Source organism: Pararoseomonas sp. SCSIO 73927 (genome assembly GCF_037040815.1).
Classification (GTDB): domain Bacteria; phylum Pseudomonadota; class Alphaproteobacteria; order Acetobacterales; family Acetobacteraceae; genus Roseomonas.
On sequence record NZ_CP146232.1, the window covers coordinates 2,994,673 to 3,013,459 of the forward strand.

Consider the following 18,787-nt stretch of genomic DNA (forward strand, 5'->3'; position numbering starts at 1 on the left):
CCTTACCGAACGACTGGGAGCCCCGGACTTCATGATCCCGACCCGCCGCAGCCTCCTCCTCGCCGCCCCGGCCATCGGGCTGCTGCCCTCCCTCGCTCTGGCCCAGGGGAGCGCGCCCGGAACCGCGCCCGGGACCACGCCCGGGGCCACGCCGGCGAATGACCCGCGCCTCGGCGAGCGCGCCGCCGGCCGCGCGGGCGCGCAGGCGACGGTGGTGGAGTACTTCTCCCTCACCTGCTCCCACTGCGCGAACTTCCACAACAACACCTGGCCGCAGGTGAAGTCGCGCCTGGTGGACACGGGCAAGGTGCGGATGGTGTGGCGGGACTTCCCGCTGGACCAGCTCGCGCTCGCCGCCGCCATGGTCGCCCGCGCCCTGCCGGCCGAGCGCTACGAGGGCTTCGTCGGCGCCCTCTTCTCCTCCCAGGACCGCTGGGCCTTCGCCCGCGGCGCGGACAACATCGGCGAGATCGCGAAAGTCGCGGCGCTGGCGGGGATGAGCCGCGCGCAGGTGGACGAGGTGCTGAAGGACACGCCCCTGCAGCGCGGCGTCCTGGAGATGCGCATGAAGGCGCAGCAGGAGTTCAACGTGAGCTCCACCCCCACATTCATCTTCAACAACAAGGCCCAGCCGGGCGAGGTGACCTTCGATCGCTTCGTCCAGCTGGCGGGCGTCTCCGCCGGCTGATGGATACCAACCCCGCCGATCTGGCCGGGGCGAAGGCCCTGGAGAGCCAGGCGGGGGAGGACCACCCCGCCACCGCGGTGCAGGACGCCCAGGCCCCGACATCGCAGGACGCCGAGGCTGCACCGGCGCAGGGCGCCGAGGCCGAGGCAGCGCAGGACGCCGCGGCGCAGGCCGACGATGCCGGTGATGACGGCCCGCGCGAGCCGCGCACGGCCGTCCTCTCCCGCCTGCGCATCGCCGGCTTCAAGTCCTTCGCCGAGGCGACCACGGTCGAGGTCCTGCCGGGGCTGACGGGCATCGTCGGCCCGAATGGCTGCGGCAAGTCCAACGTGGTGGAGGCCCTGCGCTGGGCCATGGGCGAGTCCAACGCCCGCCACATGCGCGGCGGGGAGATGGACGACGTCATCTTCGCCGGCACCTCCAGCCGCGCCGGCCGCAACCAGGCCGAGGTGACGCTGAGCCTGGAGGAGGCCGCCGGCCTCGCCCCGCCGCCGAACGCCGAGGTGGCGGAACTGGAGATCACCCGCCGCATCGAGCGCGGGGCGGGCACGGGCTACCGCATCAACGGCAAGGAGACGCGCGGGCGCGACGTCGCCACCCTCTTCGCCGATATCGGATCGGGCGCGCGCGCTTCCGGCATGGTCAGCCAGGGGCGGGTCGCCGCGCTGATCGGCGCCAAGCCGGAGGAGCGGCGTTCCGTGCTGGAGGAGGCCGCGGGCACCGCCGGCCTCCGCGCCCGCCGCCACGAGGCAGAGCTGAAGCTGCGCCAGGCCGAGACGAACCTGACCCGCGCCGACGACCTGCGGACCCAGCTGGAGGGGCAGCGGGAGAGCCTGAAGAAGCAGGCCCGGCAGGCCGCGCGCTACCGCAACCTCTCCGGCCTGACGCGCGCCGCGGAGGCGGAGTGGATGGCCCTGCTGGCCGCGCGCGCCGAGGGGCAGCTGCTCTCCGCCCGGCAGGCGCTGGACGCCGCCCGCGCCACCACCAAAGCGACCGAGGCCGCCGCCGAGGCCGCCACCCGCCGCGCCCACGCCGCCGACATGGCGCTGCCCGGCCCCCGCGCCGCCGAGGCGACCGCCCGCACCGCGCTGGAGCGCCGCCGGGTGGAGGGCGAGGGGCTGGCCGCCGCCGAGGCACGCGCCCGCGCCACGCTGGACGCGGCGACCGGCCGCCTCGCCCAGATCGGGGCGGACCACGCCCATGCCGCGACGGTGGTGCACGACGCCGAGACGGCCGAATCCCGCCTGAACGCCGAGGCAGGCGAACTGGCCGGCGCCCTGGCCGGCCTGCCCGCGCGGATCGAGGCCGCCGCCGAGCGCCTCGCCGCCGCCGAGGACACCGCCCGCGAGCGCGACGCGGAGGCCGAGCGCGCCGCCGAGGCGGCCTCGGAGGCCGCGCTGGCCTTCGAGCGCTTCCAGGACGCCCGCCGCGCCGCCGAGGCGAACCTGCGCCGCGTGGCCGCCGAGGCCGCGCGGCTGGAGGAGGAGCGCGCCAAGGCCCAGGCCGCGAACGTCTCGCCCGAGGCACTTTCCAGCGCTGCCGCCGAGGCCGCGAACGCCGAGGCCGCCCTCGCCGAGGCCCGCGCCGGCTTCGAGAACGCCGAGGCCGCCCGCGCCGCCGCTGCCGCGAAGGAGGCCGAGGCCAAGCGCGCCGCCGCCGAGGCCGAGGCCGAGGAAACCCGCGCCCGCGACGCCGCCCGCATCGCCGGGGAGCGCGCCCGCCGCGCCGCCGAGGGCCATGAGCGGCTGAAGCGGGAGCACGAGGGTGCCAAGGCCGCCTGCATCCCGGCCGACCGGCTGGACGCGGCCCGCAAGGAGGAGACGGAGGCCGCCCGCGCCGCGGAGGCTGCGGCCGATGCGCTGGCCAAGGCCGAAGCGGACCGCGCCGCCGCATCCGCCGCTCTCGGCCGCGCCCGCACCGCCGAATCGGAGGCCGGCGCCGCCCGCGCCCGCGCCGCCGCGGAGGCCCAGGGCCTCGCCGCCCTGCTGCGGGCCGGGGAGCGCGGGAACGCCGCGCCGATCCTCGATTCCGTCGCCGTGCCGCCGGGGCTCGAAGCCGCCCTGGGCGCTGCGCTGGGAGAGGGGCTGGACCTTCCCGTCGACCCGAAGGCACCCCGCCACTGGCGCTCCCTGCCGCCGCTCGATCCCGTGCCGCGCCTGCCGGAAGGGGCCACGCCGCTCTCCGACCTCGTGCAGGCGCCGCCGGAGCTGGCCCGCGCCCTGTCCGGGATCGGGCTGGTGGAGGACGAGGCGCGCGGACTGGCGATGCAGCCCGCCCTGACGCCAGGCCAGGCCCTGGTGACGCGCGACGGCGGCTTCTGGCGCTGGGACGGGCAGGGGGCCAATCCCAGCGCCCCCAGCCCCGGCGCCGAGCGCCTGCGCCAGCGCAACCGCCTGCGCGCGCAGGAGAAGGCGCGGGACGAGGCCGAGGCCGCCCTGACGACGGCCCGCGCCGAGGCCGAGGCCGCCCGCGCCGCCGAATCCGCCGCCAGCACGGCCGAGAACGCCGCCCGCAACGCGCGGCGAGAGGCCGAATCACGCCTCTCCTGCGCCCGGCAGGAGGCGTCCCGTCTCTCGGCCAGCGCCGCGATGGCGGAGAGCCGCCTCTCCGCCCTGACCCCGGCCCTGGAGCGGGCCGAGGTGGAGCGGGCCGAAGCCGAGGCGCTGCTGGAGACCGCCCGCGCCGCCCAGGGGGCCGCGCCCGACGCCGCCGCCGCCCGCGCCGCGCGCGATGCCGCCATCGCCGCGCTGCGCGGGGCCGCGGGCGCCGAGGACGCCGCGCGCAACGCGCGCCGGCAGGCGGAAGGCCGGCTGGACGCGGCGCGCAGCGCGGGATCCGCCCTGGCCTCCCGCGCCGCCGCCGCCGAGGGCCGCCTGGCCGCGCTGGAACCGCAGATCGTCCGTCTGGCCGACCAGAAGGCCGAGGCCGAGGCCGCGCGGGAAGCGGTGGAGCGGGAAGGTGCGGGCAATCCCGACCCCGAACTGGCCCGCAACGCCGCCCTGGCCGCCCGCAACGCCCTGGCCGAGGCCCGGCGCGAGGAGGCGGAGGCCCGTGCCGCGCGTCAGGCGCTGGACGCGGAGGCGGAGCGCCTCGCCACCCGCCGCGCCGCGCTGGAGGAGGAGGCCGCTTCCTGGGCCTCCCGCCGCGCCGATGCCGCCGCGCGCCTGATCGAGCTGACCGCCCGGCAGGAGGCGGCCGCGATCGAGGCCGCTGCCGCCGCCGACGCGCCGGAGGAGGCCGCCGCCCTCCTCGCCAACGCGTCCCGCATGCTGGCCGAGGTGGAGGCAGCGCACACGGAGGCCGCCGCTGCCCTGCACGCGGCCGAGACGGAGGCCCGCGAATCGGCCGAGGCCCGCCGCCTGGCCGATGCCGCCTTCGCCGCCGCCCGCGAGGCGCAGGCTCGCGCCGACGGTGCCGCCGCCCGCGCCGAGGATGAGGGGCGGGCGGTCGCCACCCGGATCCTGGAGAAGCTCGGCCCCGACACGGAACTGCCCGAGCCGCCGGATGACCTCTCCGACACCGCCGAGGAGAGGGCCCGCCGCAAGGCGGAGCGCCTGGCGCGGGAGCGGGAGGAGATGGGCCCCGTCAATCTCCGCGCCGAGGTGGAGATGGAGGAGGTGGAGGGGCGGCTGGTTAACCTGGAGAAGGACCGGGAGGAGATCGGCCACGCCATCGCCAAGCTGCGCGGCTCCATCGGCCACCTGAACCGGGAGGGCCGCGACCGCCTGCGCGCGGTGTTCGAGCGGGTGGATTCGGAGTTCCGCGCGCTGTTCTCCCGCCTGTTCGGCGGTGGGCGGGCGCATCTGGCGCTGGTGGGCTCGGACGACATCCTGGAGGCCGGGCTGGAGATTTACGCCGAGCCGCCGGGGAAGAAGCTCTCCTCCCTCTCGCTGCTCTCCGGTGGCGAGCAGGCGTTGACGGCGCTCTCCCTCATCTTCGCGGTCTTCAAGTGCCAGCCCGCCCCGGTCTGCGTGCTGGACGAGGTGGACGCGCCGCTGGACGACGCGAATGTGGAGCGCCTCTGCACCCTGCTGGAGGCGATGACGGAGGGCGGCACGCGCTTCCTCGTGGTCACCCACCACCCGCTGACCATGGCGCGCATGCACCGGCTCTACGGCGTGACGATGCAGGAGAGGGGGGTGTCCCGGCTGCTCTCCGTCGATCTCGGCCGGGCGGTGGAACTGGCGGAATCGGGCGCGGCCTGAGCCCGGCCTTGCAGGGCCGGCCCGCCGCCCCCTTCTCTCCGCCCCACCTGAACCGGAGGGTCCGATGCGCCCCCTGCTGCCTGCCCTGGCCCTCTCGCTCGCCGTAACCGGCGCCACGGTTTCCGAAGCCGTGGCCCAGACCGGAGTCCAGACCGGGGCCCAGACCAGGACCCAGACCGGGGGCCAGAGCCGCCCCGCCACCTTCCCCACGCGGGACGTGGCCGTGACCTACGACGTGCTCGGCGCCCGCTCCCCCCAGGCGCCGCGGGAGTTCTCCGTGGCGGTGCTGGCCTCGGAGGGGCTGCTGCGGGTGGAGACCTCCGCCCTTCCGGGCTGGGGGCTGGCGGACCGGCGCACCGGGCGGATGGAGGTGGTGATGGACTCCATGCGGTTGGTCACGCCCAGCCCGTTGAGGCCGGAGGAGTCCACGCGCTACCTCCGCATGGCCGAGACGGCCCGGCTGACCCGCGCGGGCACGGGCAGCCAGGCCGGGGAGCGCTGCACGAACTACCGCTGGGAACAACAGGGGCAGCGCGGCACGGCCTGCATCACCGCGGACGGCGTGCTGCTGCGCGGCGTGAACGAGCGGGGCGAGGGGGTGGAGGCGACGCGCGTCGCCTATGGCCGGCAGGACCCCGCGCGCTTCAGGGTGCCGGAGGGCTATCGCCGCGTGGATCTCGGCGACATGGCCCGCAGCCTGGGCCTGAGCCTGCCGCGGCGCTAGGGCGGGCCGCGACGGGGCGGCGAAGCGCCCGGAAGTGCGGGGCCGCCCCCGAGGCCCTTTGGACCATGGGCCTGAAGCACCGGCGGTGGACGCCGGGGATGCTCCAGGGCCGCGGCCGGCGGGTCAGCCCATGAGGCTCAGCCCGGGCGGCTCAGCCGAAGAAGACCTTGATGAAGATCAGCAGGGCCACCACGGCCACGATCCCCCAGGCGGCGGCGCGGGTGAACATGGCCCAGCCGGCCTGGCGCTCCGGCAGGATGTCCTTCGACTCCACGGGGACGTAATCGACGTGCTGCTGGGCCTCGGCCATGGATCCGCCTCCTTATGGGCCGGCCCCGGTCCGGGGCGGCGATGCGGCCTTTTCTGTAGGCAGGCCGGAATGGCCGGGCAAGGGGTTCGCGAAAGCGCCATCCGCCATCGCCGTGCCCAGCACCACGCGCCCGCCCTCCAGCCGCGCGGCGCCCGAGGCGGCCCAGGCGAGGGCTGCGGGGTAGAGCCGGTGCTCCTGGGCCAGCACGCGGGCGGCCAGGGCGGCCTCATCGTCCTCCGGCAGCACGGGCACGGCGGCCTGGGCGATGATGGGCCCTTCGTCCACGCCGGGGGTCACGAAGTGGACGGTGCAGCCGTGCAGCCGCACCCCCGCCGCAAGGGCGCGGGCGTGGGTGTCCAGCCCGGGAAAGGCGGGCAGCAGGCTGGGGTGGATGTTCAGCATCCGTCCGTCCCAGGCGGAGACGAAGCCCTCCGTCAGCACGCGCATGAAGCCGGCCAGGGCGATCAGCCGGATGCCGGCGCCGTCCAGGACCCTCTGCATCGCCGCCTCGAAGCCGGCGCGGTCGCGGCCGAAGGGGCGGCTCTCCACCACGGCGGTCGGGATGCCGGCCGCCCGCGCCCGGTCCAGCCCGGCGGCGTCCGCGCGGTTGGAGAGCACCAGGGCGAGTTCGGCCGGGTAGTCCGGGCGGCGCGCCGCCTCGATCAGCGCGCCGAGGTTGCTGCCGCGGCCGGAGATGAGGACCGCGGCACGCTTCTTCAGTTCGGCCATGCGGCGGAGAGGCCTTCCATGCGGACCTCGGGCTCCGGCCCTTCGCCGGCCTTGATGGCGCCGATCCGGTGCGCGGTCTCACCGTGCTCCTTCAGCAGAGCGATCGCGGCCTCCGCCTTCCCGGCCTCCACCACCACGCACATGCCGATGCCGCAGTTGAACACGCGCAGCATCTCCTCCGGCTCCACCCCGCCGGTGCGGGCCAGCCAGGCGAAAACGGGCGGCACGGGCCAGGATCCGGCCTGGATCACCGCCGTCGTCCCCTCCGGCAGAACGCGCGGCAGGTTGCCCGGCAGCCCGCCGCCCGTGATGTGGGCGGCGGCCTTCACCAGCCCCGCACGGTGCAGGGCGAGCACGGGCTTCACGTAGATGCGGGTAGGCTCCAGCAGCGCCTCGCCCAGTGTCTTTCCGTCCGCGAAGGGCGCGGCATCCGTCAGGCCCGCGCCGCCCGCCTCCCGACCCGCCTCGATGATCCGGCGCACGAGGGAGTAGCCGTTGGAGTGCACGCCCGAGGCGCCGAGCCCCAGCACCACGTCGCCTGGGCCGACATCGCCAGAGGGCAGCAGCGCCCCGCGCTCAGCGGCACCCACGGAGAAGCCGGCCAGGTCGTAGTCGCCCTTGTGGTACATGCCCGGCATCTCGGCCGTCTCGCCGCCCACCAGGGCGCAGCCGGCCTGCCGGCAGCCTTCCGCGATCCCGGAGACGACATCGGCCGCCTGGGCCACGTCCAGCGCGCCGGTGGCGAAGTAGTCGAGGAAGAAGAGCGGCTCCGCGCCCTGCACCACGAGGTCGTTCACGCACATGGCAACGAGGTCGATTCCGACCGTGGCGTGGTGGTTCGCGTCGATCGCCAGGCGCAGCTTCGTGCCCACGCCGTCCGTGGAGGAGACGAGGACGGGGTCCTGGAACCCCGCCGCGCGCAGGTCGAACAGCGCGCCGAAGCCGCCGAGGCCGCCCATCGTGCCGCTCCGGTTCGTGGAACGCGCCAGCGGCTTGATCCGGTCCACCAGCGCGTCGCCGGCCTCAATGTCCACGCCGGCGTCGCGGTAGGTCAGTCTGGTCATGGCGGTCCTTGATCGGCTATCCCAGGGCAGGTCCTTGGGGAGCGGCTTATGCAGGATACGGACGGTCGCGGAACCCATCATTTTCGCGGCGCGGGCGCAATCCAGCCCCTGCGCAGGGCCGGGTTGCGGCGCGCGATTCGCGGCGCGGCCGTGGCGCTGTCCCTGATCGGCGTCCAGGCGGCCGCCTCCGTCGCCGTCTCCACGGCCGCCCTGGCGCAGGACGATCCGGCCGTGCAGCGCGGCGTGCCCGCGGAGGCGACAGCGGCCAATGCGGTGCTGGCGAGGGAGCGCGCGATCGCCAATGCCCAGCGCATCGCCTACCAGCGCTACGCCGCCGCGGTGGGGCGCGACCCCAACGCCTCCGCCTCCACCATCGAATCGCTGGTGACGAGCATGGTGGTGGAGCAGGAGCGCTCCACCCTCAACGGCTATTCCGGGCGCTACACCGTCCGGTTCCGCGGCGCCGGCTCCTCCTCCAGCGCCTCCGCCGGTACGGGCGCTTCGGGTGCCCCCGCCGCGCCCCGGCCGGCCCCGTCCGGGGACAATGCGGCCTATGTCCCGCCGCCCGGGCCGCCCCTAAACCCGGTGGCGGCCCTGCTGGACGCCCGGACGAATTTCCGCTCCCTCGAGGAGTGGCTGGCGCTGCGGCGCCGCCTGCTCGCCCAGCCCTCGGTCGGCAGCGTGGAGATCCTCGCCATCTCCACGGAAGGGGCGCGGCTGCGCATCGGCCTCCGCACCCCGCCGGCCACGGCGGCGCAGGAACTGGCGGCGGGCGGGATCGCCCTGGCGCCCGCGCAGCCGCCCGTGCCGGGGATGCCCGGCCCGGTTCCCGGTTCCGAGTGGCGGGTCGGCCTTGCCGGAGGGGCCTGATCCCGGCCCTTCGACCCGCGGGGGGGCGGCCCGCCCCGACCCGGCCGCCCAGTCGGGTATCCAATCGGCTACCCAGCCGCTCACTCAGCCGGTCCCGGCGGGCGCAGGTGCCCTCACCCTGCCCAACCTCATCACCCTCGGCCGGCTCTGCGCCGTGCCGGCCGTGGTGTGGCTGGTGATCCAGCACCGGCTGGACATCGCCTTCCTCGTCTTCGTCGGCGCCGGCATCTCGGACGCGCTGGACGGGTGGCTGGCGCGGGTCCGCAACGCCCGCTCCTTCATCGGTTCCGTGCTGGACCCCGTGGCGGACAAGGCGCTGCTCGTCTCGGTCTACGTCACCCTGGCGATCATCGGCGTGCTGCCGGACTGGCTGGCGATCCTGGTGGTGTTCCGGGACCTGCTGATCGTGGGCGGGCTACTGTTGCTCGCGCTCATGGGGCTGCGGCCGGCGATCAAGCCCCTGCTGGTCTCCAAGCTGAACACGGCGCTGCAGATCGGCCTCGCCGGCACCGCCCTGTTCCTGGCGGGGTTCGGGCTGGATGGCGGCCCGCTGCTCCCGGTCCTGATCGGCCTCGTCACCGGCACCACAATCGCCTCCGGCGCCGCCTACGTGCGGAGCGCCGCGCGCTCCCTCCCGGCATGAGCGCGCCTCTGCCGCCCGCCCAGCCCCCGATGCCGTCCCCGGTGCCGCCCCCGGGTGCGGTCTCGGGCGCGGTCCTGCCCCGCCCGGCAACGGGCCCGGCCCTCCCCAGGCCCCCCGGGCCGCGCAGCGCCACCCGGGCGCAGCGGCTTGGGCTGATCTTCGGCGTGCTCGCGGCCCTGATCCTGGCCCTCTGGTTCTTCTCGGGGATTCTCACCCCCTTCGTGCTGGCGGTCTGCATCGCCTACTTCCTGGACCCCGTGGCCGCGCGCCTGGCGCGGATCGGCGTGCCGCGCTGGCTCGGGGCGGGGCTGCTGGTGGCGGGGCTGATGACCTTCGCCCTGATCTGCCTGCTGCTGCTCTACCCGCTGCTGATCTCCCAGATCGGCGTGCTGCTGGCGCGCCTGCCGGTCTACGTCACCACCATCGGCGCCCGGGTGCAGGAGGCGCTGGCGGCGCTGGAACAGGCGATGCAGCCGATGATGCTGGACCCCCGGCTGACGGACCTCGCCGTCTCCCAGGTCGGGTCCATCCTCGTCTGGCTGGGCACCTCCGCCACCCGGCTGATCGGCGGCGGCTACGCGCTGTTCAACGTGTTCACCTTCGCCGTCGTCACCCCCGTGGTGGCCTTCTACCTGCTGCGGGACTGGCCGCGGCTGATCGGGCGGCTGGAAACCTGGCTACCCCGGCGCAACGCCGCCGTGCTGCGCCAGCTGGCGCACGATACGGACCGCGTGCTCTCGGCCTGGCTGCGCGGGCAGCTCATCTGCTGCGGGCTTCTGGCCGTGTACTACGCCCTCGTGCTCTCGGCGGTGGGGCTGGAACTGGGGCTGCTGGTGGGGCTGCTGGCAGGGATCTTCACCTTCATCCCCTATGTCGGATCCCTCACGGGGATGGCCACGGCGATCCTGCTGGCCGTCGGCCAGTTCGGGTCGCTGCGCGGGGTGGCGATGGTGGCGGGCGTCTTCCTCATCGGCCAGATCGTGGAGGGCTACATCATCTACCCCCGCCTGCTGGGGGACCGGGTGGAGCTGCACGCGGTGTGGGTGATCTTCGCCCTGTTCGCCGGTGGCGTGGCCTTCGGCTTCCTCGGTGTGCTGCTGGCCGTGCCGATCGCGGCGGCCATCGGCGTGCTGGCCCGCTACTGGCTGCGCCGCTACCTCGAGAGCCCGCTCTACCTCGACCCGCCCCGGACGGGTGCCTGATGCCGCGCCAGCTTCCCCTGCCGCTCCTGCCGAGGGAGGCGGTGGAGATCGAGCCCATCCCCGACTCCTCCAACGCCGTGGCCCGCACCTGGCTGGGGGATCCGACGAGCTGGCCCGCCGGGCGGCTGGCCCTGCACGGGCCGGAGGGCAGCGGGAAATCCGCCTTCCTCGCCCAGGCCGCGCGGCGCCTGGGGCTGCGCCGCCTTTCCGGCCCCGCGCTGCGCGGCGTGCCGGACGGCGCGCCCACCGCGCTGGACGACGCCGACTGCGCGGCGGAAGAGCCGGCGCTGTTCCACCTCATCAACGCCTGTGCGGCCAGCGGCCACCTGCTGCTGATGGCCGGGCGGGAGGCCCCATCCCGCTGGGAGGCGCGGCTGCCGGACCTGGCCAGCCGGCTGCGCGCCACCGCCGCCGCGCCGCTGGGCCAGCCCACCGACGCGCTGCTGCGTGCCCTGCTGGCCCGGCACTTCGACCGGCGCCAGCTGCGGGTGGAGCCGGCGGTGCAGGACTGGCTGCTGGCCCGTCTTCCGCGGGAAGCGGCGGCGCTGGCCGAGGCGGCGGCGCGGCTGGACCGGGCCGCGCTCGCCGATGGCGGGGGCGTCACCCGCGCCCTGGCCCGCGCCTGCCTCGCCGGGCTGATCGACGGCAGCGGGGACGGCGCCCCGGACGAGTACGATGATTCCGGGGATGACGATTCCGTGGCAAGCACCCCGCCGGTCTCTGTTTCCATGGGCACGCTGCTGTAGAACCTCCGGGATGGACGCGAACACCGACAAGCCCGAGGCGAGCAAGCCGGAACCCGCGCGGCCGGAGGGGCCCTCCGCCCCCCGGGCGGCCCGGCCGGCCCGCCCGCCGGTTCTGCGCGGCGCGCCGGAGGCCGTGGCCGCGAAGGCGCCGGAGCCCGCCGCGGAGGCGGCCGGCCGGCGCGCCCCCCGCCCGGTCACTGCCCGCCCGGCCACTTCCCGGCCGCCCACCGCCCGCCCGGCCACCTCGCGCACGGCGCCCGCCCCCGCCGCGGAACCGCCAACGGGGATGCGCGCGGCCGAGCCCTCCGCCGCGCGCGCCATCCGGGCGGACCGGCAGGCCTCGCTCCGCGGCACGCCGGAGGCGGAGACCGCCCCCGCGCCGGAGATGCCGAGGGAGCCCGCCCCCGGCCTCCCCGAGCTGCCCGACCCGTCGACGCACGGCCCGGGGCGCTTCATCAACCGCGAGCTCTCCTGGCTGGCCTTCAACGAGCGCGTCCTCGAGGAGGCGGCGAACCCCGCCCACCCTCTGCTGGAGCGGCTGCGCTTCGTCGCCATCTCCTCCTCCAACCTCGACGAGTTCTACTCCGTCCGCGTCGCCGGGCTGCTGGGGCAGGAGCGGGAAGGGGTGGTCACCGTCTCGCCGGACGGGCTGACGCCCACGCAGCAGCTCACTGCCATCAACGAGCGGGCGGGGCGGCTGCTGGCCGGGCAGCAGGCGGCATGGCTGGGTCTGCGCGGGCAGCTGGCGGATGCCGGCCTCCGCGTGGCGGACCCGGCGGAGCTTTCGGAGGCGGACCGGGACTGGCTGGCCGCCTGGTTCATGGACCGCGCCTTCCCCGTGCTGACGCCGCTGGCGGTGGACCCGGCGCACCCCTTCCCTTTCATCGCCAACCTCTCCCTCTGCCTCATCATGAAGCTGGTGCGGGAGCAGGATGGCGGGACGATGCGCGCCCTGCTGCCCCTGCCGCCGCAGCTGGAGCGCTTCATCCGCCTGCCCGGCACCGGTGCGCCGCGCGCCGACGGCACGCGGGAACCGGCGCGCTTCGTGCTGCTGGAGGAGGTGGTCCTCCTCAACCTGCGGCACCTTTTCCCCGGCTTCATCCTGGCGGAGCGCGGGCTGTTCCGCCTGATCCGCGACACGGACGTGGAGTTCGAGGAGGAGGCGGAGGACCTGGTGCGCTCCTACGAGAGCGCGTTGAAGCGCCGCCGCCGCGGCCGCGCCATCCGCCTCTCCGTCACCGCCGACACGCCGCCGGACATGGTGGACCTGGTGGCGGAGGAGCTGGACGCACCAAGGGCGGAGATCTTTCACTCCGACGGGCTGCTCGGCCTTTCCGACCTGACGCAGCTGATCCTGGACGACCGGCCGGACCTTCTCTTCAAGCCCTACACGCCGCGCTTCCCGGAGCGGATCCTCGATTTCGGCGGGGACTGCTTCGCGGCGATCCGCGCGAAGGACATCGTGGTCCACCACCCCTACGAATCCTTCGACGTGGTGGTGCAGTTCCTCCGGCAGGCCGCGCGCGACCCCGCCGTGGTCGCGATCAAGCAGACCCTCTACCGCACCAGCCGCGACAGCCCGATCGCGCGCGCGCTGATCGAGGCGGCGGACAGCGGCAAGTCCGTGACGGCGATGGTGGAGCTGAAGGCGCGCTTCGACGAGGAGCGCAACATCGCCCTGGCGCGCGAACTCGAGGCTGCCGGCGTGCAGGTGGTCTACGGCTTCGTCGACCTGAAGACCCACGCAAAGGTCTCGCTGGTGGTACGGCGCGAGGCCGGGGGGCTGCGCAGCTACGCGCATTTCGGCACGGGCAACTACCACCCGGTCACCGCGCGCATCTACACGGACCTCTCCTTCTTCACCGCCGATCCCGGGCTGACGCGCGATGCCGCGCGGCTGTTCAACTACATGACGGGCTATGCGCGGCCGGAGACGATGGAGAGCCTCGCCTTCGCGCCGCTGACGCTGCGGCCGACGCTGATGGGGCTGATCGAGGGCGAGATCGCCAATGCGCGGGAGGGCAGGCCCTCCGGCATCTGGCTGAAGATGAACTCGCTGGTGGATGAGCGGCTGATCGACGCGCTCTACCGCGCGAGCCAGGCCGGGGTGAAGGTGGACTGCGTGGTGCGCGGCATCTGCTGCCTGCGGCCCGGGGTGAAGGGCTTCTCCGAGAACATCCGGGTGAAATCCATTGTCGGGCGCTTCCTCGAGCACTCGCGCATCCTCGTCTTCGGCAACGGCCACCGCCTGCCCAGCCGGCGCGCGCGTGTGTTCATCAGCAGCGCGGACCTGATGGCGCGCAACATGGACTGGCGCGTGGAGACGATGGTGCCGGTGGAGAATGCCACGGTGCACGCGCAGGTGCTGGACCAGATCATGGTCGTGAACCTGAAGGACCGCGTGCAGTCCTGGGAGTTGCACCCGGACGGCGTATACCGCCGCATCGAGCCCCATGCCGGGCAGGGCACGCCGCCGCTCTCCGTGCACGAGTACTTCATGACCAACCCCTCCCTCTCCGGCCGGGGCAGCGCGCTGCACCACGCGCCCCGCAGCCCTGCGCCCGCGCGGCGCCGGCCGGACCGCGTCGCACAGGACTGAAACTTGAGCCTTTCCGCAGAACTCGCCCCGCCGCGCACCAGCAGCGCCGACAGCGCTGCGCCGCCGCGCGCCGGGGTGGTCGATCTCGGCTCCAACTCCGTCCGCCTCGTCATCTTCGAGGGGCGCGGCCGCAACCCCGTGACGATCTTCAACGAGAAGGCGGTGCTCGGCCTCGGCCGCGGCCTGCACGCCACGGGCAAGCTGAACGCGGCGGCGGTGGAAGGGGCCCTGACGATCATGGGCCGCTACATCGCCATCGCCCGCGCCATGCACGCGGACCCGGTGGAGGTGCTGGCGACGGCGGCGATGCGCGACGCCGCCAACGGCCCGGCCTTCGCGGAGGCGCTGCGCGCCCGCATGCCCGGCGTGCCGCTGCGGATCCTTTCCGGCGAGGAGGAGGCGGCGGTCTCGGCCGAGGGGCTGCTGCTCGGTGTGCCCGGGGCCGACGGCATCCTCGGCGACATCGGCGGCGGCAGCCTGGAGCTGGTGGAGCTCTCGGGCGGGCGGCCCACCGCCTCCGTCAGCCTGCCGCTGGGCGTGATCCGGCTGGCCGAGCGCTCGGGCGGTGATCCCGGCCGCGCCCGCGGCATCGCGGACGAGGCCCTGTCCGCCGTGCCCTGGCTGGAGCGGGGGCAGGGGAGGGACCTCTACCTCGTCGGCGGCGCCTGGCGGGCCCTGGCGAAGGTCCACATGACGCAGGTGGGCTACCCGCTCTCTATCGTCCACCACTACGTGCTGCGGCGGGAGGAGGCGCGCGATCTCTGCGCCGCCGTCATCTCGGCGGGCGACCGCCCCAATCGCCTGCCCGGCGCCCCCTCCAAGCGCGTGGCGGACCTGCCCTACGCCGCCACCGTCCTGCGGCGCCTGCTGCGGGAGACGGCGGCGCGGCGCGTGGTCTTCTCCGCCAACGGACTGCGGGAGGGGTGGTACGCCCACCTCCTCGACCGCGCCGTGCGGGAGCAGGATCCGCTGCTGGCGGCCGGCGAGGACCTCGCGGCGCGCTTCGGGCGGGAGACGGACATGCCCCCCGCCCTGATGGCCTGGACCGCGCCGCTTTTCCCCGGTGAATCGGTGGCGGAGGCGGCGCTGCGCCAGGCCGCCTGCCAGGTCTCCGACACCGGCAGCCACGACCACCCGGACTACCGGGCGGAGCAGGCCTTCCTGCGCGTGCTGCGCCAGCCCGGGGTGGGGCTGGAGCATCAGGCGCGCGCCTTTCTCGCCCTGACCACCGCCTTGCGCTACGACGCGGAGGAGGGCGCCCTCCTCGCCCCGGCCCGCAGCCTGCTGCCGGCCGGGCTGCAGCTCCGGGCGGAACGGCTGGGGGCGGCGCTGCGCCTGGCCTACACCCTTTCCGGCGGCACGCCGGCGCTGCTGGCGGGTACCAGCCTGCGCCCGGGCAGCGGGCGGTTGGCGCTGCGCCTGGTGGAAGGCAGCGGCGTCTTCGCCGGGGAGAGCGTGAAGCGCCGCGTGGACGCCCTGGCGGCCGCCATGGGCCTCACCGCCGCCGTGGAGATGGCGCCCGCCCTCGGCTGAGGGGGGCGGCCAGTCCGCGCCGAGCCCCGCGGGCCGGGAAAGAAGGCGGCAGCATTAAACCCTTGTGAACGCCCGGTGTTCAGGGCGGTGACGGATCGCGTCCTCACGCCTTGTTGCGCCGCGGTAAGCTTGGCCGCGGGCCGCTGGGCTGCGATCCCCTGAACCTTCGCCCCTGCAGTTTCGATCAACGGAGCCGAGACGGGAACCATGACCGCCGACCGCCGTTCCTCGCCGATGCGCCCCCTGAGCCTCTATCATCTGAACCCGCTGCTGCTGGGCCCGCTCTCCGACTGGGGCGGGGAATTGGCGCGGATCGCGGCCCTCGGCTTCACCGGGGTCTCCCTGCCGCCGCCGCTGGCGCCCGGCCGCTCCGGCAATCCGCTGGAGGTGGCGGACCATGACCGGCCCCACCCGATGCTGGAGGCCGGCACGGACGGCACGGCGGCGATCGCCGCCCTGGCCCGCGCCTGCCGCGCCGCCGGGCTGGATTTGTGGCTGGACCTGCTGCCCCACCACGTCGCCTCCGAGGGCGCGCTGGCGGCGGCGCATCCCGACTGGTTCGAGAGCCCCGGCGCCTCCCTCCCGGACCCGCGCGCCTCCCGCACGCCGCTGGGGCTGGCGCGGATGGACCTGTCCGCCGAGGGACCACTGGGCTTCTGGGAGGCGCGGCTGCGGGACTGGGGCTCGGCCGGGGTGGCGGGCTTTCGCGCCGTGCGGCCCGGCGAGGTGCCGGGGCAGGCCTGGCGGCGGCTGACCGCCGCCGCTCCGGGCGCCGGCTTCGTCGGCTGGACCACGGGGATGCCCTGGAACGACGCGACGGCGCTGCGTGGGGCGGGCTTCGGCTGGCTCGCCTCGTCGCTGGCCTGGTGGAACGGGCGCGATCCCTGGCTGCTGGCCGAGCACGAGGCTCTGGGCGCCCCGCTGATCGGCTTCCCCGAGGTGCCCTTCGGCGCCCGCGCCGCGATGGATGAGGGGGACGAGGCCGCTCGCGCCCGCGCCGCCGCTCTCACGCTCCGCCTCGCCGCCACGCTCTGCGAGGCGATCCTGGTGCCGCAGGGCTTCGAGTTCGGCGCCCGCCGGCAGGCCAGCCCCGCGCAGGACCGCCCGGGCGACCTGGCCTGGGCGCGGGAGAACGCGCCCTACGACCTCTCCGCCGAGATCCGGGAGGCGAATGCTACCCTGGCCCGGCTGGCGCCGCAGGCCGGGGCGCCGCTGCGCCCGCTGAGCGGGCCGGGCACGCCGGTGCTGGCCGTGCTGCGCTCCGCCGCCGACCCGCGCATGTCCGATGCTGCCGCGCTGGTGATCGCGAACCCCGATCGCCACGCTTCCGCCACCCTGGCGCCTGAGGCGGTGCTTCCGGCGATCGGCGGCGGCCCGGCGCCCTTCACCGGCGCGGACGGGGTGGAGAGCCTTGTGCCCGGAACCCCCGTGCTGCTCTCCCCCGGCGAGGTGCGCGTGCTGGAAGCGCGGCGCATGAAGGCCGTGGTTCGCCCCGCCGCCGCGCGGCTGACGCCGGAGCAGGGCGTGGCGCTGCCGCGCATCGGGATCGAGGCGGTGACGCCTCTGGTGGACGGCGGCCGCTTCCCCGTGAAGCGCACCGTGGGCGAGGTGGTGACGGTGGAGGCCGACATCGTGGCCGACACCCACGCGACCTTCGGCGTGGCCCTGCTGTGGCGCGCGGCCGACGAGGCGGCGTGGCGCGAGGCGCGCATGGCGCCGCTGGGCAACGACCGCTGGACCGCGAGCTTTCCACTGGAGCGGATGGGCCGCATCCTCTTCGCCGTGGAGGCCTGGCTGGACGTCTATGCCGGCTACCGCGACGAGCTGACGAAGAAGCACGCCGCCGGCGTGAACGTGACGGTGGAGCTGGAGGAGGGGCGGTTGCACGTCGCCCGCGCCGCCGCGCGCGAGACGCCTGCGAAGGCGGCGCTGTCCGCGCTGGCAAAGTCGCTGGAGGCGGCGGGGGAGGCGGAGCGGCTGACGGCGCTGCTGGCACCCGAGACGGCGCGGCTGATGGACGTGGCGGATGACCGTCCGCACCGCGAGCGCCAGGACCCGGTGGGCAGCATCGAGGCGGAGCGCATCCAGGCGCGCTACGCGAGCTGGTACGAGCTGTTCCCGCGCAGCCAGTCCGGCGACGAGAGCCGCCACGGCACCTTCCTGGACGTGATCGGGCAGCTGCCGCGCGTGAAGGCGATGGGCTTCGACGTGCTGTACTTCACGCCGATCCACCCAATCGGGCGGAAGAACCGCAAGGGCCGCAACAACACCCTGACCCCTGGGCCGGACGACGTGGGCAGCCCCTACGCCACCGGCGCGGAGGAGGGCGGGCACGACGCCATCCACCCGCGGCTCGGCACGCTGGAAGATTTCCACCGCCTGCGCGACGCGGCGATGGAGCACGGGCTGGAACTGGCGCTGGACGTGGCCGTGCAGTGCTCCCCGGACCATCCCTGGCTGAAGCAGCACCCGGAGTGGTTCGACTGGCGGCCTGACGGCACGATTAAGTACGCGGAGAACCCGCCGAAAAAGTACCAGGACATCGTGAACGTGGACTGGTACGCGGAGGGGGCGATGCCCTCCCTCTGGGTCGCCGTCCACGACATGGTGAAGTTCTGGGTTCGGCAGGGGGTGAAGACCTTCCGCGTGGACAACCCGCACACCAAGCCCTTCGCCTTCTGGGAGTGGATGATCGGCGAGATCCGGGCGGAGAACCCGGAGGTGATCTTCCTGTCGGAGGCCTTCACGCGGCCGAAGGTGATGTATCGGCTGGCAAAGGCCGGCTACAGCCAGTCCTATACCTACTTCACCTGGCGCGAGACGAAGGCGGAGATGGCGGACTACCTGACGGAGCTGTCCACCACGGCTCCGCGCGACTTCTTCCGCCCGCACTTCTTCGTCAACACGCCGGACATCAACCCCGTGCACCTTCAGACCGGCGGGCGGCCAATGCACCTGACCCGCGCGGCGCTGGCGGCCACCCTCTCCGGCCTCTGGGGCGTGTACCAGGGCTTCGAGCTCTGCGAGGCGACGCCGCTTCCGGGCAAGGAGGAGTACCTGGACAGCGAGAAATACCAGATCCGCGTCTGGCCCGATCGCCGCCCCGGCGACATCGTGGACGAGGTGACGCGGCTGAACATGATCCGCCGCGCCAATCCCGCGCTACAGACGCATCTCGGCGTCACCTTCCTGCCCGCCTTCAACGACAACATCCTGTACTACGAGAAGGCGAATGCGGACCGGTCCAACGTGGTGCTGGTCGCGGTCAGCATGGACCCGTCGCAGGTGCAGGAGGCGGGCTTCGAGCTGCCGCTCTGGCGCTTCGGCCTGCCCGACGGCGCCGGGCTGGATGTCGAGGACCTGATGAACGGCAACCGCTTCACCTGGCAGGGCAAGACGCAGCACATGCGCCTTGATCCCGCCGGCCTTCCCTTCGCCATCTGGCGCGTCCGCCCCATCGGCGGCTGAGACGAG

Annotated in this window: 13 protein-coding genes; 10 read left to right on the forward strand and 3 right to left on the reverse strand. The window is 74.8% G+C overall.

From position 1 onward, the window contains the following. The first annotated feature begins 31 nt into the window (after positions 1 to 31). From VQH23_RS13965 to VQH23_RS13975, 3 genes are all read left to right on the forward strand, one after another. Complete coding sequence (locus VQH23_RS13965) at positions 32 to 688, forward strand: thioredoxin domain-containing protein (RefSeq protein WP_338661344.1); 657 nt, start codon at positions 32 to 34, stop codon at positions 686 to 688. Further along, positions 688 to 4,893 carry an AAA family ATPase gene (locus VQH23_RS13970; protein ID WP_338661345.1) on the forward strand — a complete coding sequence of 1,402 codons (4,206 nt, stop codon included), beginning with the start codon at positions 688 to 690 and terminating at the stop codon, positions 4,891 to 4,893. The genes VQH23_RS13965 and VQH23_RS13970 overlap by 1 nt, the downstream gene beginning before the upstream one ends. Positions 4,894 to 4,957: 64 nt before the next feature. Beyond that, a complete protein-coding gene (locus VQH23_RS13975; protein WP_338661346.1) occupies positions 4,958 to 5,617 on the forward strand; it encodes a hypothetical protein in 660 nt (219 codons plus the stop codon). Between the two features lie 151 nt (positions 5,618 to 5,768). On the opposite strand, the gene VQH23_RS13980 is transcribed toward VQH23_RS13975, so the two are convergent. The 3 genes from VQH23_RS13980 to purM are packed head-to-tail and all read right to left on the reverse strand — an operon-like array spanning position 5,769 to position 7,720. Then, a complete protein-coding gene (locus VQH23_RS13980) occupies positions 5,769 to 5,927 on the reverse strand; it encodes a preprotein translocase subunit SecE (RefSeq protein ID WP_338661347.1) in 159 nt (52 codons plus the stop codon). Positions 5,928 to 5,939: 12 nt separating this feature from the next. After that, on the reverse strand, positions 5,940 to 6,656 hold the full coding sequence (purN, locus tag VQH23_RS13985; protein ID WP_338661348.1) for a phosphoribosylglycinamide formyltransferase: 717 nt from the start codon (positions 6,654 to 6,656) through the stop codon (positions 5,940 to 5,942). After that, positions 6,644 to 7,720: a phosphoribosylformylglycinamidine cyclo-ligase gene (gene purM, locus VQH23_RS13990; protein WP_338661349.1), complete on the reverse strand. Its 1,077-nt coding sequence runs from the start codon at positions 7,718 to 7,720 to the stop codon at positions 6,644 to 6,646. The genes purN and purM overlap by 13 nt, the downstream gene beginning before the upstream one ends. 150 nt (positions 7,721 to 7,870) lie before the next feature. Here purM and VQH23_RS13995 point away from each other — a divergent pair, with 150 nt between their 5' ends. From VQH23_RS13995 to VQH23_RS14025, 7 genes are all read left to right on the forward strand, one after another. Further along, on the forward strand, positions 7,871 to 8,590 hold the full coding sequence (locus tag VQH23_RS13995; RefSeq protein WP_338661350.1) for a hypothetical protein: 720 nt from the start codon (positions 7,871 to 7,873) through the stop codon (positions 8,588 to 8,590). Next, positions 8,574 to 9,233 carry a CDP-alcohol phosphatidyltransferase family protein gene (locus VQH23_RS14000; RefSeq protein WP_338661351.1) on the forward strand — a complete coding sequence of 220 codons (660 nt, stop codon included), beginning with the start codon at positions 8,574 to 8,576 and terminating at the stop codon, positions 9,231 to 9,233. The genes VQH23_RS13995 and VQH23_RS14000 overlap by 17 nt, the downstream gene beginning before the upstream one ends. 164 nt (positions 9,234 to 9,397) lie before the next feature. Then, the gene (locus VQH23_RS14005; RefSeq protein WP_338661352.1) at positions 9,398 to 10,435 is read left to right on the forward strand and encodes an AI-2E family transporter; all 1,038 of its coding nucleotides are present in this window, start codon (positions 9,398 to 9,400) and stop codon (positions 10,433 to 10,435) included. Then, positions 10,435 to 11,181, forward strand: coding sequence for a chromosomal replication initiator DnaA (locus VQH23_RS14010; RefSeq protein WP_338661353.1), 747 nt, complete (start codon positions 10,435 to 10,437; stop codon positions 11,179 to 11,181). The genes VQH23_RS14005 and VQH23_RS14010 overlap by 1 nt, the downstream gene beginning before the upstream one ends. 385 nt (positions 11,182 to 11,566) lie before the next feature. Beyond that, complete coding sequence (locus tag VQH23_RS14015) at positions 11,567 to 13,780, forward strand: RNA degradosome polyphosphate kinase (RefSeq protein WP_338666102.1); 2,214 nt, start codon at positions 11,567 to 11,569, stop codon at positions 13,778 to 13,780. Between the two features lie 75 nt (positions 13,781 to 13,855). Next, positions 13,856 to 15,313: a Ppx/GppA family phosphatase gene (locus VQH23_RS14020; RefSeq protein ID WP_408904338.1), complete on the forward strand. Its 1,458-nt coding sequence runs from the start codon at positions 13,856 to 13,858 to the stop codon at positions 15,311 to 15,313. A 207-nt stretch (positions 15,314 to 15,520) separates the two neighbouring features. After that, the gene (locus VQH23_RS14025) at positions 15,521 to 18,781 is read left to right on the forward strand and encodes an alpha-1,4-glucan--maltose-1-phosphate maltosyltransferase (protein WP_338661355.1); all 3,261 of its coding nucleotides are present in this window, start codon (positions 15,521 to 15,523) and stop codon (positions 18,779 to 18,781) included. Positions 18,782 to 18,787 lie beyond the last annotated feature (6 nt).

Coding starts and splice junctions, on each gene's coding strand:
- VQH23_RS14025 (WP_338661355.1), top strand. CDS start 15,521: ATGACCGCCGACCGCCGTTCCTCGCCGATGCGCCCCCTGAGCCTCTAT.
- VQH23_RS13980 (WP_338661347.1), bottom strand. CDS start 5,927: ATGGCCGAGGCCCAGCAGCACGTCGATTACGTCCCCGTGGAGTCGAAG.
- purM (WP_338661349.1), bottom strand. CDS start 7,720: ATGACCAGACTGACCTACCGCGACGCCGGCGTGGACATTGAGGCCGGC.
- VQH23_RS14010 (WP_338661353.1), top strand. CDS start 10,435: ATGCCGCGCCAGCTTCCCCTGCCGCTCCTGCCGAGGGAGGCGGTGGAG.
- VQH23_RS13975 (WP_338661346.1), top strand. CDS start 4,958: ATGCGCCCCCTGCTGCCTGCCCTGGCCCTCTCGCTCGCCGTAACCGGC.
- VQH23_RS13970 (WP_338661345.1), top strand. CDS start 688: ATGGATACCAACCCCGCCGATCTGGCCGGGGCGAAGGCCCTGGAGAGC.
- purN (WP_338661348.1), bottom strand. CDS start 6,656: ATGGCCGAACTGAAGAAGCGTGCCGCGGTCCTCATCTCCGGCCGCGGC.
- VQH23_RS13965 (WP_338661344.1), top strand. CDS start 32: ATGATCCCGACCCGCCGCAGCCTCCTCCTCGCCGCCCCGGCCATCGGG.
- VQH23_RS14015 (WP_338666102.1), top strand. CDS start 11,567: ATGCCGAGGGAGCCCGCCCCCGGCCTCCCCGAGCTGCCCGACCCGTCG.